Annotated in this window: 18 protein-coding genes; 13 read left to right on the forward strand and 5 right to left on the reverse strand. The window is 71.6% G+C overall.

The genetic code is table 11. The features are described 5' to 3' along the window. The first annotated feature begins 67 nt into the window (after positions 1 to 67). Entirely contained in the window at positions 68 to 1,297 is a 1,230-nt protein-coding gene (cobA, locus tag ABJI51_RS29810) for a uroporphyrinogen-III C-methyltransferase (protein WP_348954368.1), read from the forward strand. A gap of 116 nt (positions 1,298 to 1,413) precedes the next feature. Here the strand turns inward: cobA and ABJI51_RS29815 are convergent, their stop codons facing one another. Then, positions 1,414 to 2,529: an FAD-dependent oxidoreductase gene (locus ABJI51_RS29815; RefSeq protein WP_348954369.1), complete on the reverse strand. Its 1,116-nt coding sequence runs from the start codon at positions 2,527 to 2,529 to the stop codon at positions 1,414 to 1,416. Positions 2,530 to 2,599: 70 nt separating this feature from the next. Here ABJI51_RS29815 and ABJI51_RS29820 point away from each other — a divergent pair, with 70 nt between their 5' ends. After that, positions 2,600 to 3,295 (forward strand): TetR/AcrR family transcriptional regulator, encoded by a 696-nt coding sequence (locus ABJI51_RS29820; RefSeq protein WP_348954370.1) that lies wholly within the window; start codon positions 2,600 to 2,602, stop codon positions 3,293 to 3,295. Here the strand turns inward: ABJI51_RS29820 and ABJI51_RS29825 are convergent. Beyond that, the gene (locus tag ABJI51_RS29825; protein ID WP_348954371.1) at positions 3,283 to 4,164 is read right to left on the reverse strand and encodes an alpha/beta fold hydrolase; all 882 of its coding nucleotides are present in this window, start codon (positions 4,162 to 4,164) and stop codon (positions 3,283 to 3,285) included. The genes ABJI51_RS29820 and ABJI51_RS29825 overlap by 13 nt on opposite strands. Positions 4,165 to 4,316: 152 nt before the next feature. On the opposite strand from ABJI51_RS29825, the gene ABJI51_RS29830 reads away from it, so the two are divergent. Together ABJI51_RS29830 and ABJI51_RS29835 are read left to right on the forward strand one after the other, a co-directional pair. Continuing rightward, positions 4,317 to 5,159 (forward strand): crotonase/enoyl-CoA hydratase family protein, encoded by an 843-nt coding sequence (locus ABJI51_RS29830; protein WP_348954372.1) that lies wholly within the window; start codon positions 4,317 to 4,319, stop codon positions 5,157 to 5,159. Positions 5,160 to 5,169: 10 nt separating this feature from the next. Further along, positions 5,170 to 6,873, forward strand: a complete 1,704-nt coding sequence (locus tag ABJI51_RS29835) for an AMP-binding protein (protein ID WP_348954373.1) — start codon at positions 5,170 to 5,172, stop codon at positions 6,871 to 6,873. 200 nt (positions 6,874 to 7,073) lie between these two features. On the opposite strand, the gene ABJI51_RS29840 is transcribed toward ABJI51_RS29835, so the two are convergent. Both ABJI51_RS29840 and ABJI51_RS29845 read right to left on the reverse strand, forming a co-directional pair. Then, positions 7,074 to 7,448 (reverse strand): hypothetical protein, encoded by a 375-nt coding sequence (locus ABJI51_RS29840; protein WP_348954374.1) that lies wholly within the window; start codon positions 7,446 to 7,448, stop codon positions 7,074 to 7,076. Between the two features lie 24 nt (positions 7,449 to 7,472). Further along, positions 7,473 to 7,727, reverse strand: a complete 255-nt coding sequence (locus tag ABJI51_RS29845; RefSeq protein ID WP_348954375.1) for a hypothetical protein — start codon at positions 7,725 to 7,727, stop codon at positions 7,473 to 7,475. 1 nt (position 7,728) lies between these two features. Between ABJI51_RS29845 and ABJI51_RS29850 the strand changes: the two genes are divergently transcribed. The 9 genes from ABJI51_RS29850 to trxA all read left to right on the forward strand — a co-directional run bounded on the left by ABJI51_RS29850 (position 7,729) and on the right by trxA (position 12,504). Continuing rightward, entirely contained in the window at positions 7,729 to 8,010 is a 282-nt protein-coding gene (locus tag ABJI51_RS29850; RefSeq protein WP_348954376.1) for a hypothetical protein, read from the forward strand. A 286-nt stretch (positions 8,011 to 8,296) separates the two neighbouring features. Next, entirely contained in the window at positions 8,297 to 8,506 is a 210-nt protein-coding gene (locus ABJI51_RS29855; protein WP_348954377.1) for a hypothetical protein, read from the forward strand. 90 nt (positions 8,507 to 8,596) lie between these two features. Continuing rightward, positions 8,597 to 9,217 carry a cardiolipin synthase ClsA gene (gene clsA, locus ABJI51_RS29860; protein WP_348954378.1) on the forward strand — a complete coding sequence of 207 codons (621 nt, stop codon included), beginning with the start codon at positions 8,597 to 8,599 and terminating at the stop codon, positions 9,215 to 9,217. 92 nt (positions 9,218 to 9,309) lie between these two features. After that, the gene (gcvH, locus tag ABJI51_RS29865) at positions 9,310 to 9,693 is read left to right on the forward strand and encodes a glycine cleavage system protein GcvH (RefSeq protein ID WP_348954379.1); all 384 of its coding nucleotides are present in this window, start codon (positions 9,310 to 9,312) and stop codon (positions 9,691 to 9,693) included. Between the two features lie 114 nt (positions 9,694 to 9,807). Beyond that, positions 9,808 to 10,278, forward strand: a complete 471-nt coding sequence (gene garA, locus ABJI51_RS29870) for a glycogen accumulation regulator GarA (protein WP_348954380.1) — start codon at positions 9,808 to 9,810, stop codon at positions 10,276 to 10,278. Further along, positions 10,275 to 11,021 (forward strand): transcriptional regulator FtsR, encoded by a 747-nt coding sequence (gene ftsR, locus ABJI51_RS29875; protein ID WP_348954381.1) that lies wholly within the window; start codon positions 10,275 to 10,277, stop codon positions 11,019 to 11,021. Before garA ends, ftsR begins: the two co-directional genes overlap by 4 nt. Before the next feature lie 215 nt (positions 11,022 to 11,236). Continuing rightward, positions 11,237 to 11,710, forward strand: a complete 474-nt coding sequence (locus tag ABJI51_RS29880) for a bifunctional nuclease family protein (protein ID WP_004559569.1) — start codon at positions 11,237 to 11,239, stop codon at positions 11,708 to 11,710. Positions 11,711 to 11,752: 42 nt separating this feature from the next. Further along, positions 11,753 to 12,148, forward strand: coding sequence for a MerR family transcriptional regulator (locus tag ABJI51_RS29885; RefSeq protein WP_348954382.1), 396 nt, complete (start codon positions 11,753 to 11,755; stop codon positions 12,146 to 12,148). Positions 12,149 to 12,159: 11 nt separating this feature from the next. Then, positions 12,160 to 12,504 carry a thioredoxin gene (trxA, locus tag ABJI51_RS29890; RefSeq protein WP_348954383.1) on the forward strand — a complete coding sequence of 115 codons (345 nt, stop codon included), beginning with the start codon at positions 12,160 to 12,162 and terminating at the stop codon, positions 12,502 to 12,504. On the opposite strand, the gene ABJI51_RS29895 is transcribed toward trxA, so the two are convergent. Further along, the gene (locus ABJI51_RS29895; RefSeq protein WP_348954384.1) at positions 12,485 to 13,117 is read right to left on the reverse strand and encodes a TetR/AcrR family transcriptional regulator; all 633 of its coding nucleotides are present in this window, start codon (positions 13,115 to 13,117) and stop codon (positions 12,485 to 12,487) included. The genes trxA and ABJI51_RS29895 overlap by 20 nt on opposite strands. Positions 13,118 to 13,356 lie beyond the last annotated feature (239 nt).

A 13,356-nucleotide genomic window follows, 5' to 3' on the forward strand; every position in this document is an offset into this window, starting at 1 on the left:
GGGAGATCCGGGTGGCATGACCCACGCTGAGCTGGCGCGGGCCTCGTCCACCAATAAGATCCCGGCCATGGACGACCCGCACTACCTCTCCGGCCTCCAGCTCAGCGGCCGCCGCGTCGTGATGATCGGCGGCGGGACCGTGGCCCAACGGCGGCTGCCCCGGCTGATCAGCGCGGGCGCCCGCGTCGAACTGGTGTCGCCGCACACGACGCCGTCGGTGCAGGGGATGGTGGACGCGGGCGAGCTGGTCTGGCACGAGCGCCGCTACGCCGACGGCGACCTCAAGGCCGCCTGGTACGCCCTGGCCTGCACGAACGACCCCGAGGTCAACGCCGCGGTCTGCGCCGAGGCCGAGCGGGAACGCGTCTTCTGCGTCCGCGCCGACGAAGGCGAGTCCGGCACCGCGGTGACCCCGGCGTCCGGGCGGCACGGCGGCCTGCTCTTCGGCGTCCTGTCCGGCGGCGAACCGCTGCGCTCGGCCGCGGTCCGCGACTCCATCCTGGACGGCCTGCACAACGGCACCGTCGAGGACGGCCGTCAGCCGCACCCGGAAGGCACCCTGCCCGGCGTGGCCCTGGTCGGCGGCGGGCCGGGCGACCCGGAACTGATCACCGTCCGCGGGCGGCGGCTGCTCGCGCGCGCGGACGTCGTCGTGGTCGACCGGCTGGCGCCCCGCGAGCTGCTCGACGAGCTCGCGCCCGAGGTCGAGGTCGTCGACGCGGCGAAGATCCCGTACGGCCGCGCGGCCAGCCAGGACGTGATCAACCAGACGCTGGTCGAGCGGGCCAAGGAGGGCAAGTTCGTCGTCCGGCTCAAGGGCGGCGACCCGTACCTGTTCGGCCGCGGCTTCGAGGAGGTCCTCGCCTGCGCCGCGGCGGGCGTCCCGGTGACGATGGTCCCGGGCATCACCAGCGCGTTCGCGGTCCCGGCCGTCGCCGACGTCCCGGTGACCCACCGCGGCGTCGCCCACGAGGTCGTGGTCGTCTCGGGCCACGTCGCCCCCGGCGACGACCGGTCACTGGTCGACTGGGACCTGCTGGCGAAGATGCGCGGCACGATCGTGCTGATGATGGGCGTCGAGCGGCTCCCGCAGTTCGCGAAGGCCCTGCTGGACGGCGGCCGCCCGGCGGACACGCCGGTCGCGATCGTCGAGGACGGCACCATGCGCACCCAGCGCACCCTCCGGTCCACTTTGGACACGGTGACCGCCGACGCGGCGGCCGCGGGAGTCCGCCCGCCCGCGGTGATCGTGATCGGCCCGGTCGCCGGGCTGGCCCCGGAGGGGAATCACCCGTGATCCCACGGGCATCACACGTGATCCGGCGGGCATCACACGTGATTCGCGGGGCATCGGCCGTGATGCCTCTCCAGTCACGCGTGATGCCCCTCGGGACACGCGTGATGCCCGGCTGATCACGGCCGGCTGGGCTGGAAGAACTCGAGCACCTTCCGGGCGGCGCCCGGCGAGGTGACCATCTCCTGCATCTTCGCCGACATCCGGGCGGCCTCGCCGGTCCGCTCGAACATCTCGCGTTCGTACTCCGCGACGGCGGCGGGGATGTCGCCGGGGTGCGCGGCCAGCGCGCGGCCGAGGACCGCGCCGTCGAGCAGGGCCATGTTGGCGCCCTCGCCGACCGGCGGCATCAGGTGCGCCGCGTCGCCGACCAGCGTGACGTCCGGCCGTGACGGCCAGGTCAGGCCGACCGGGAGCGTGTTGATCGACCGGGGCACGACCGTGTCGTCGCAGGCCGCGATCAGGGCCTTGACCCCGGGTGCCCAGCCGTCGAACTCCGCCAGCAGCCGCTCGCGGGCGGCGGCCGGGTCGCCGAACGGGATGCCGCACGTGGTGATCCAGTCCGACGGCGTGTCGTGGAAGCTCAGGTAGACGCGGATGCGGCCGTCGCCGTTGCGCTGCGCCCCCAGCGACTGCCGGTCGCCGAGCACCCAGTAGTTGCCGCGGCCGACCATCGCCGCGAGGTCCGGGTGCGTGCGGCCGGCGTCCGGGATGCCCAGCTCGACGACGTGCTGGCCGGTGTGCACCGGGCGGGCGGCGGTGAGCAGCGGCCGGACCCGGGAGTTCTCGCCGTCGGCGCCGACGAGCAGGTCGTACGTCGTGCTGGTGCCGTCGGCGAAGTGCAGCACGCCGTCGCCGGCGTGCGCGACCGCGTGGCCCCACCGGACCGTGCCCTCGGGCAGCGAATCGAGCAGCAGGTTCCTCAGGTCGGCGCGGTCGATCTCGGGCCGCGCCATCGGCGCGTCGTCCGGCGTGTCCTCCTGCAGCAGGAGGGTGCCGTCCGGCTCCAGCAGCCGCATGTCCTGCCCTTCGCCGCGGGCGAGCGCGTGGAACTGCTCCAGCAGCCCGGCTTCGCGCAGGGCCTGCTGCCCGGAGTGGATGTCGAGCATGCCGCCCTGCCCGCGGGCGTCGCGGGACGGCTCCCGCTCGTACACGACGGCCTCGATGCCGTGGACGTGCAGCACGCGGGCCAGTGCCAGCCCGCCCGGGCCTGCGCCGGCGATGGCGATCGTCATGGGGATCCCCCTTCGATACGGTGTATCTGTCAATACACTGTATCGAACCATGCGATGTATGGTCTGCGCCATGCTGATCTGGGAACGGCCCGAGCCGCCGGACCGGCCGACGCCGGCTCCGCTGAGCCGCGAGCGGATCGTCCGCGCGGCGATCCGGCTGGCCGACGCCGACGGCCTCGACGCGGTGTCGCTGCGCAAGGTGGCGGCCGCGCTGGACGTCGGGCCGATGCGGCTGTACGGCTACCTCGGCACCAAGGAGGAGCTGCTCGACCTCATGGTCGACGCGGTACAGGCGGAGATCCGGCCTGCCGGGGACGGCTGGCGTGAGGTGCTGCGTTCCCTGGCCGAGGCCATCCGGCGGGCCGTGCACCGGCACGAATGGTACGCCGACCTCATCGGCGGGCGGCCGCAGTTCGGGCCGAACGCGCTGGCCCGGTCGGAAGCGCTGATGGCCGGGCTGGACGGCATCGACGTCGACAGCGTCATGCCGGCCGTCTCCGCGGTCGACTCCTACGTCGCCGGCGCGGTGCGCAAGGAGATCGCCGAGCGGCGGGCCGAGCGGGCTACCGGGATGGACAAGCACCAGTACCAGGTCGCCTACGGGCCCTACCTGGAACGGGCCTTCGCCACCGGCCGGTTCCCCGCGCTGGAGAAGGTCGTCCGCGACGCCGTCCACCTCGACGCCGACGAGACCTTCCGGATCGGCCTCGACTGCGTCCTGGACGGCATCGCCGCCCGGCTCGCGGCGCCGGGTCAGCCGTCGTAGCAGCTCGCCGCGAAGTCCTGGATGGCGTCCGAGAGCCGGGTCGGGTCGAACCGCAGCTCGACCGGGCTGCGGGCCTGCACGAACTCCGCCTCCGGCATGTCGACCGCCAGGGTGTCCGCGTCGCCGAAGGGGTGGATCGGGTCGCCCTGGTGGCCGATCACCAGGGCCCGCGTGGTGATCTTGCGCCGCACCGACTTCGGCGGCGCGATCCGGCCGAAGAGCACGCCGTGCAGCAGCGCCGCCATCGGTGCCGGGCGCTGCGAGAGCGTGTCCGTGACGACGTCGACCCACTGGTTGCCGTGCGGCACCAGCGAAGCCGCCAGCGCGACCGCCTGCACCGTGAACGGCAGGAAGCGGGCCGCCATGAGCAGCGGGGCGAACGTGACCAGCCCGGCGACGATCGCGTTGTCCAGCACCGGCATCTCGACGACCAGCCCGCGCACCCGCTCCGGCGCCAGCACCGCCACCTCCAGCGAGACGTTCGCGCCCAGCGACGTCCCGCCGATCACCGCGGACTCCACGTCGAGGTGGTCCAGCAGCGCGAGGGTCTGCTCGGCGAACGCGGGCATCGAGTACCGCCACGACTCGGTGGGGCGGTCGGAGTCGCCGTGGCCGAGCAGGTCGAGCGTGACCACCCGGAAGCCGGCGCGGGCCAGCCGCCGGGCCAGCGGGGCGTGCATCCGGCGGGTGAGCATGATGCCGTGCGTCAGGACGACGACCTTGTCGCCGCTGCCGAACTCGGTGTACCAGAGCCGGTGGCCTTCGTGCTCGAACGAACCGGTCAGCTCGATCGGGCGCGGCTCACGGCGAGGGGGCGCGGCCGGGGGTTCCGGCTCGATCACGGTCGCGCTGCTGCCGGCCGGGCTCATGTCTCCCACCGTCCTCCCCGTCTCGGCGTCGGTCTGTTCAGGCTGTGGTCTCTTCAGGAAAGCATCCGGCGCGCACCCCGGCACGCTGACCCGGGGGTCAATTGACAGGGTGCCAATGGCGGATTGTCGGACCCATGGGTCAAGATGACCCCATGACCGCTACTGCTGACAGTCTGCCCGACCTCGTCTCCCTGAAGGTCGACGTCGACGGCCCTGTGGCCGAAGTGACGCTCCTCGGCCCGTCGAAGGGCAACGCGATGGGCCCGGACTTCTGGCGCGAGCTGCCGCTGGTGTTCCGCGCGCTCGACGCCGACCCGCAGGTCCGGTCCGTGGTGCTGACCGGCAGCGGTGCGAACTTCTCCTACGGCCTCGACCTGCCCGCGATGATGGGCGACTGGGCGCCGATGCTGGGCGGGGACAACCTGGCGGGCCCGCGCACGGCGTTCCTCGACCAGGTCCGGTCGCTGCAGGCGGCGGTCAGCTCGATCGCGGAGTGCCGCAAGCCGGTCGTCGCGGCGGTGTCCGGCTGGTGCATCGGCGGCGGGGTCGACGTCATCGCGGCCGCCGACATCCGGCTGGCCAGCGCGGACGCCAAGTTCAGCGTGCGCGAGGTGCGCGTCGCGATTGTCGCCGACCTCGGCAGCCTCCAGCGGCTCGCGTCCATCGTCGGCGAAGGGCACCTGCGTGAGCTGGCCCTGACCGGCAAGGACATCGACGCCGCCCGCGCCGAGAAGATCGGCCTGGTCAACGACGTCTACGACAACCAGGACACCCTGCTGAAGGCCGCGCGCGAGCTGGCCGCGGAGATCGCCGCCAACCCACCGCTGGTGGTGCAGGGGACCAAGCAGGTGCTGGCGACCAACACCGAGCGCCAGGTCGCCGACGGCCTCCGGTACGTCGCGGCGTGGAACTCGGCGTTCCTGCCCAGCAAGGACCTCGGCGAGGCGGTCCAGGCGTTCCTGGAGCGCCGCAAGCCCGAGTTCAAGGGCGAATAGAGGAGGCAGCGTGACCGCTCCGGAAGTCCACCACGCGTTCCGCGCCGCGCGGGACTACCTGCTGGCCCACCGCGAGGACTACGACACGGCCTACCGCGACTTCGCGTGGCCGCGGTTCGACGAGTTCAACTGGGCGATCGACTGGTTCGACGTCGTCGCGCACGACCCCGCCAACGCGGAGCGGGACGCGCTGTGGATCGTCGAGGAGGACGGCACCGAGAACCGGTGGACCTACCCGGAGATGTCGGGCCGGTCCAACCAGGTGGCGAACTGGCTGCGCGGCCTCGGCGTCCGCCGCGGCGACCGGCTGATCCTCATGCTGGGCAACCAGGGCGAGCTGTGGGAGACCATCCTCGCCGCGATCAAGCTCGGCGCGGTCATCATCCCGGCGTCGACGCTGCTGGGCCCGGCCGACCTGACCGACCGCGTGGAGCGGGGCGCGGCCCGGCACGTCGTGGTCCGCTCGGTGGACGCGCCGAAGTTCGACGGCGTGGCCGGTGACTACACGCGGATCGCGGTGGGGGAGCCGGTCGAGGGCTGGCACGCGTACGCGTCGGCGTTCGCCGAATCGCCGGAGTTCGCCCCGGACGGCCCGACGAAGGCGGGCGACCCGCTGCTGCTGTACTTCACCTCGGGCACGACGGCGAAGCCGAAGCTGGTGCAGCACACGCACGTGTCCTACCCGGTGGGTCACCTGTCGACGATGTACTGGATCGGGCTGGAGCCGGGCGACGTCCATCTGAACATTTCCTCGCCGGGGTGGGCGAAGCACGCGTGGAGCAACTTCTTCGCGCCGTGGAACGCCGAGGCGACGGTGTTCCTGTACAACTACGGCCGGTTCGACGCGGGCGCGCTGATGGCGCAGATGGACCGCTGCGGCGTCACCAGCTTCTGCGCGCCGCCGACGGTGTGGCGGATGCTCATCCAGGCCGACCTGACGGCGCTGAAGAACCCGCCCCGCAAGGTGGTGGGGGCAGGCGAGCCGCTCAACCCGGAGGTGATCGACCAGGTCGAGAAGGCGTGGGGCGTCACCATCCGCGACGGCTTCGGCCAGACCGAAAGCAGCGTCCAGATCGCGAACACGCCCGGCCAGCCGGTGGTACCCGGCTCGATGGGCCACCCGCTGCCGGGCTTCGTGGTGGCACTGGTCGACCCGGTCAGCGGCGAGCGCGCAACGGAGGGCGAGATCTGCCTGGACCTCGCGCACCGCCCGGTGGGCCTGATGACGGGCTACGCGGACGACGACGAGCGCACGTCGGCGGCATTCGCGAACGGCTACTACCACACCGGCGACGTCGGTTCGATCGACGAACGCGGCTACATCACGTATGTCGGGCGCACGGACGACGTGTTCAAGGCCTCGGACTACCGCATCTCGCCGTTCGAGCTGGAGAGCGTGCTGATCGAGCACGAGGCAGTGGCAGAGGCGGCGGTGGTCCCGGCCCCCGACCCGATCCGCCTGGCCGTCCCCAAGGCGTACGTGGTGCTGGCGGCCGGATTCTCCCCGGACGCGGAGACGGCTCGCTCGATCCTGGCGTACTGCCGGGAGCATCTGGCGCCGTACAAGCGGATCCGGAGGCTGGAGTTCGCGGAGCTGCCGAAGACGATCTCGGGCAAGATCCGCCGCGTGGAACTGCGCGGCCGCGAGAACGACCCGGGGCGTGGGGCGGGGACGGAGTTCCGGGAGGAGGACTTCCCGGACCTCAAGTCCTGACCGGGCCGGGTTTTCGAGCGCCCCAAGGTGGCCTTCGGTGCGTTGAGCGCACCGAAGGCCGCTTTGGGGCGCTGGGGGGCGCTGCGGCTACGCACCGGAGGCCGCCTTGGGGCGCCGGGGGAGCGCCGCGGCTACGCACCGGAGGCCGCCTTGGGTGCGTTGAGCGCACCGAAGGCCACATTCGGGCGCCCGGGTCCTTCCTACCGGCGCGTTCCCTCGACCTGGCGCCCGTCCTCGGTGGAGCAGGCCGTCACCGGGTCGTTGGCGCCGCTGCCGCACGTCCACTCACCCAGGGCGATCGGGCCCGGCCCGTCCGGGGAGTTCGCCTCGGCCGGGGTCAGCTTGGCGAAGTAGTCCTTCAGCAGGTTCGCCGCCGCGGTGCAGTCGACCTTTCCGTGGGCCGTCACCACCGTCTTTGCCCCGCCCGTTCCCGGCACTTCGCCGCACGGCACGCCTGGGACCGTGCTCTCCGCGGCCGCCTGGGCCGCGGTCGGTGCCGCCGCCGGGGGTGGGGTGGTGCCGCAGCCTGCCAACGCGGCGGTCGCGAGCAGCAAGGGGTACGCGAGTGTCTTCATGGGCCCTTCAGGAGCAGGAACGGATCACTCGGACGGCACGACGGCGGCGAACACCGTCTGCTCGCCCTTGGTACAGGTCGTGCCGCCCTGGGCGGCGGGCGGGCCGGATGTGCACAGCCAGCCGTCGACGGTCTCGTTCACCGCGTCGTTCGAGCCGGCGCCCTGGCGGCCGGCGATCTTGCGGTGGAAGTCGCCGACCAGCTTCGTCGCCGTGGCGCAGCTGACCCCCGCGGCGCCGCTGTCGAACACGTACAGCGTCAGCCCGCTGGCGGCGGTCACGGTGCCGCACGACCCGGGCACGGTCGGCGGCGGCCCCGACGGCTTCGACACCGGGGGCGGCGCGGACGAGCCCTCGCTCGGCGGCGGTGGCGGGGGAGTGCCGGTCGGCGTCGTCACCGGGGTGGACGCCGACGGCGAAGAGGGGGAAGGCGGTGCTTGGGCGGCGGGTTCGCCGGAGCAGGCCGCGAGGGCGGGCACGGCGAGGCAGGCCGCGAGCAACGGCCGCCACGTCCTCGTGGTGGTCGGGTGGGGCACCGCGATCCTTCCTCCCCGGCTCGGCTGACCCGGACATTCTGGCCCCTCCGGGCCGGGGCCGTGTGGACCGACTCGCCCACAGGTGTGCCGGAGATTACTCCAGCCGGGTGGCGGCCCGCTCCGGTGGCTCCACACTGTATGTCCACAATGGACGATTAACATTCCGTTCACGCTCCGAAACCTCACGCTGCCATGAAGAATCGATCGGTCTAATTCACGCCGTGCCGGTTAACAACCCGGCCCCGCGGGCCGAAGATCTTGGTGGAGGCCGAAGAGCTTCCCGTCCCCGAAACCGTCCCGAGCCCGTGAGAGCGATGAACGCCGAAGCCGAGAGCAGCACCGAAGACCCGTCCAGCCCGCCGACCGTCCCGAGCACCGTCGTCTGGTGCGGCGGCCGTCCGTACGTCCTCGAGGGACGTGCCGGCCGGGCCCGCTGGATGGGCACCGACTACCGCGGCCGCCCCGAGTCGCTGAGCAGCGCCGAGCTGCAGCGCCGGGGCTGGAGCCACCACCGCGCGAGCTGAGCCCGGTGTCCGGGCATGCCCCGCCGTGGACTTCGGCACGGGGCATGCCCGGACCGGGCTGCCGGGCCCGGTCCGCTGTTTAATGACCTGGTGAGCACAGCCGCCCCCGAACCCGCCGCCCCGGCGGACGCCGCCGAGCCTTCGCTGCTGCGGCAGGCCCTCAACGTCCCCAACATCCTCTCCCTGCTGCGGCTGGCCGGCGTGCCGGTGTTCCTGTGGCTGCTGCTCGGCCCGGAGGAGGACGGCTGGGCGCTGGCGGTGCTCGTCTTCAGCGCCCTCACCGACTGGCTCGACGGCAAGCTGGCCCGCTGGCTCAACCAGATGTCCCGGCTCGGGCAGCTGCTCGACCCCGCCGCCGACCGGCTCTACATCCTCGCGACGCTCGCCGCGTTCCTCGTCCGCGAGATCATCCCCTGGTGGGTCGTGGTGCCGCTGGTGCTGCGCGAGGCCGTGCTCGGCGTCTGCGTCGTCACCCTGCGCCGCCGGGGGTTCGCCCCGCCGGAGGTCACCTACATCGGCAAGGGCGCCACCTTCGTCCTGATGTACGCCTTCCCGTTCCTGCTGCTCGCGCAGGGCGGCTCGGCCGTCGCCGCGGTCGCGCGGCCGATCGGGTACGCCTTCACCATCTGGGGCGCCGTCCTCTACGTCTGGTCCGGCGTGCTCTACGTCGTGCAGGCGCGCAACGCCCTGCGCGGCGCCACCGGCGACTGACTTTCCCGGGTCGCGGCGGGCGGTTGCGCCGTGTGGGTGTAAGACTGCGCCCAGCACGTTTTCGCCAGTGAGGGCATGAAAGGGGACCGGCGGTGTCCGCTCCTGAAGAGCTTCGCTACACCGAGGAACACGAGTGGGTCGCCACCCGCGAGGAGACGCTCGTCCGCGTCGGCATCACCGAGTACGCGCAGGACCAGCTCGGCGACGTCGTGTTCGTCGACCTGCCCGAGGTCGGCCGCCAGGTGAGCGCGGGCGACGTCTTCGGCGAGGTCGAGTCGACCAAGAGCGTCTCCGAGCTGTTCGCGCCGGTCGACGGCGAGATCGTCGCGGTGAACGACGCGGTCGCCGACTCGCCGGAACTGATCAACAGCGACCCCTACGGCGAGGGCTGGCTGATCGAGATCCGCCTCGACGACCCGGCGGGCCTGGACGCCCTGCTCGAAGCCGAGGCGTACGACGCGCTGACCAAGGGCTGAGCCGCGCTGCGCCGGTTCGGGGAGCCGGGGCTCGGAGAATCGATCAGGCACGGTACGTTGGCAGCTACACGTTCTTGAGTACTGGCAACACAGCATGTGTGGAGGAGAGCTCAGGTGAGCACGAACGACGGGCCCGGCGGCGTTCCCCCGGAGCAGTCTCCGGAGCGGACCTCTGTCTTCCGGGCCGACTTCCTGGCCGAAGCCGAAGGCCACGAGCCCGCCCCGGCCCCGGAAGCACCGGTCCAGGGTGTCGACGCCCTGCCGCCGGGTTCGGCCCTGCTGGTCGTGAAGCGCGGGCCGAACGCGGGTTCGCGGTTCCTGCTCGACCGCGACACCACCAGCGCCGGGCGGCACCCGGACAGCGACATCTTCCTCGACGACGTCACGGTCTCGCGACGGCACGCCGAGTTCCGGCGTGAGGGCGGCGAGTTCGTCGTCATCGACGTCGGCAGCCTCAACGGCACCTACGTCAACCGCGAGCCGGTCGACCAGGCCGTGCTGGCCGGCGGCGACGAGGTCCAGATCGGGAAGTTCCGCCTGGTCTTCCTGACCGGCCCGGGGCACGGGGGCCAGGGGGCGCAGTGACGGCGGCCGGACGGCCACAGAGTCATGGGCTGAGCATCGGGGCCGTGCTGGCGCAGCTGCGCACCGACTTCCCCGATGTCACCATCTCCAAGATCCGGTTCCTGGAAGCGGAAGGCCTGGTCACGCCGGGCCGCACGGCTTCGGGGTACCGGCAGTTCGCCCCGGCGGACGTGGAGCGTCTCCGGTTCGTCCTGGCCGCCCAGCGGGACCACTACCTCCCGTTGAAGGTCATCAAGGAACAGCTGGACGCGGCGGACTCGGGTGCCGGGCCCGCCGCGGCCCTGCCCCGCCCGCCGCGCCGGCTGGTGCCGATCGACACGGCGGCCGAGAACGTCGGCCTGCCCGTGGCGGACGACTTCGCCACCGGCCAGGAGCAGCGGCTGACCCGGGAGGAACTCCTGGAGCAGGCGGGCATCGACGCGGCCGCGCTGGCCGAGCTGCAGCAGTACGGCCTGGTCCGGCCCGGTCCCGCCGGGTTCTTCGACCCGGACGCGGTCCTGGTGGCGCGGACGGTGAAGGCGATGACCGAATTCGGTATCGAGCCGAGACACCTGCGTGCCTTCCGCGCCGCGGCCGACCGCGAGGTCGGGTTGCTGGAGCAGATCGTGACGCCGGTGTATCGGCACCGTGATCCGGAAGCCAAGGCACGCGCCGACGAGGTGGTCAGGGAGCTCGCGGCACTGTCCGTGACGCTCCACACGCTCCTCGTCAAGGCCGGAATCCGTGGCGTCTCCGGGTGTTGAGCGTAACGGGGCAGTGAGATCCTCTTTGCGGTCCCATGTCAATGACTGAATGTTCGGCACCGCATGCCGTACCGTGAAGGCACGGGTTTGCGGCAGGCGAACCGAGAGAGTCCGGACAGCGAGCACAGCGCGCGGATGACGGGTAGCGTCGACAGTGGCGGCGCGAAACCGGTTGAGCGCTGAAGCCCGTGTGCACGAGAGGGAGGCGAAGCCCGATGAGCGAAATGCGCGTCGTCGGTGTGCGGGTCGAGCTGCCCGCGAATCAGCCGATCTTGTTGCTGCGGGAGACCGAGGGTGAACGGTATCTGCCGATCTGGATCGGCTCGGTCGAAGCCACCGCCATCGCCTTGGAGCAGCAGGGAGTCCGCCCCGCTCGTCCGCTCACGCATGACCTGCTGAAAGAGGTCATCGGAGCGCTCGGCCGGGAGCTGGAGCAGGTCGTCATCACCGACCTGAAGGAAGGCACGTTCTTCGCGGAACTGGTCTTCGACGGCGACATCCGGGTGTCCGCCCGGCCGAGCGACTCGGTCGCGCTGGCCCTGCGGATCGGCGTCCCCATCCACGCCGTGGACTCGGTGCTGGAGGAAGCCGGCCTGATCATCCCGGACGAGCAGGAGGACGAGGTCGAGAAGTTCCGCGAGTTCCTCGACTCCGTGTCGCCCGAGGACTTCCGCGGAGCCGACACGTGATCGCTTGCCTTGACGTGGACGTCAACGTCTAGCGTCGCAGGCATGCGGATCGGAGAACTGGCGCAGCGCACGGGTGTCACCACCCGTGCGCTGCGGTTTTACGAGGACCAGGGGCTGCTGCGGGCCCGGCGCTCGGCCAACGGCTACCGCGAGTACGACGAGCACGACCTCCAGCTGGTCAAGGAGATCCAGACCCTGCAGACGGTCGGGCTGACGCTCGAGGAGACCCGGCCGTTCGTCGAATGCCTGCGCAGCGGTCACGAGACCGGCGACGCCTGCGCCAGTTCGATCGAGGTCTACCGGCGCAAGCTCGAAGAAGCGGACGCCCTTCTCGCGCGGCTCGGCGGCATCCGGGCCGAACTGGCCGGGAAGCTCGCCGCCGCCCTCGCCCGCCAGGCACCCGATCCGTGCGTCGTGCCCGCATCCCCGCGCCCGTGAAGGAAGCCGCCATGCCCGAAAACAGCCTCGTCACCGACGTCACCGACGCGACTTTCGCCGAAGTGCTCGGCAGTGACGTTCCCGTGCTCGTCGAGTTCTGGGCCACCTGGTGCGGCCCGTGCCGGATGGTCGGCCCGGTGCTGGCGCAGCTGGCCGCCGAGCGGGCCGGGACGCTCGCCATCCGCAAGATCAACGCCGACGAGAACCCGGAGACCACCCGCGCCTACCGGGTCATGTCGCTGCCGACGATGATCCTCTTCCGCGACGGCGAGCCGGTCGAGACGATCGTCGGCGCGTTCCCGAAGGCCCGCATCGAAGAACGCCTCGACCGCGTGCTCACGGCTTCGTCGCTTTGACGAAGGTGTCGGCGACCTCCCGGCCGTACTTCTCCAGATCCAGCGACGGGTCGGCCGCGTACGCCGCGGCCACCCCGTCGATGGCCTGCGCGATCGACATCGCCATCACCTCGGGCGTGAACTCGCCGAACACCCCCTCGGCCTGGCCCTGCTTGAGCTGACGGGCCAGGCCGTGCACGCGCAGGTCGTCGACCAGCACCTTCGTCATCGACCAGCCCTCGGCATCGTCGGTGTTGGCCGCGAGCTCGGTCAGCACGCGGACGCACTCGGGGTAGGCGCGCAGGAACGCGATCGACGTCTCGATGTGCGCCCGCAGGTAGCCGGCCCGGTCGGCCGGGTCGAGCCCGCCGCCGGTGCGTTCGGCGAGGAACTGGTTCTTCGTCTCGACGACCGTGCTGAGCACCGCCTGCATCAGGCCGGCCTTGTTGGTGAAGTGGTAGGAGATCAGCCGGGTGCTGCTGAGCCCGGCCCGCTCCTTGATCCTGGCGAAGGTGGTCTTCCGGTAACCGAGGTCGGCGAGGACGCCGATGGTGGCGCCGACGATCTGCGCCCGGCGCACGGCCTCGGTCGGGCTCAGGCCCAGCTCGGCCATGAGGTCGGTGTTTACTTGCATGAGTAAAAAATTACTCGGCTGAGTAAAAGCCGTCAACGGGTTTGAATCACGCCGTAGGGGGTACGGCGAACGGATCAACCGCTCATCCGTCCGTTGCGGCTTGCCGCGCGTCGCGTTGACCGGTTCAGTCCGGGCGCTTACCGTCGAAGCAGGTAAATCGCCACGGTGTGATTCACGGTCTGGGGCCGGACCGTGGTGATTGATCTCCGGCGGGTCCCGCTCCTGGGACCGTCCGGCTG

This window comes from Amycolatopsis melonis (assembly GCF_040064235.1).
Lineage (GTDB): Bacteria > Actinomycetota > Actinomycetes > Mycobacteriales > Pseudonocardiaceae > Amycolatopsis > Amycolatopsis melonis.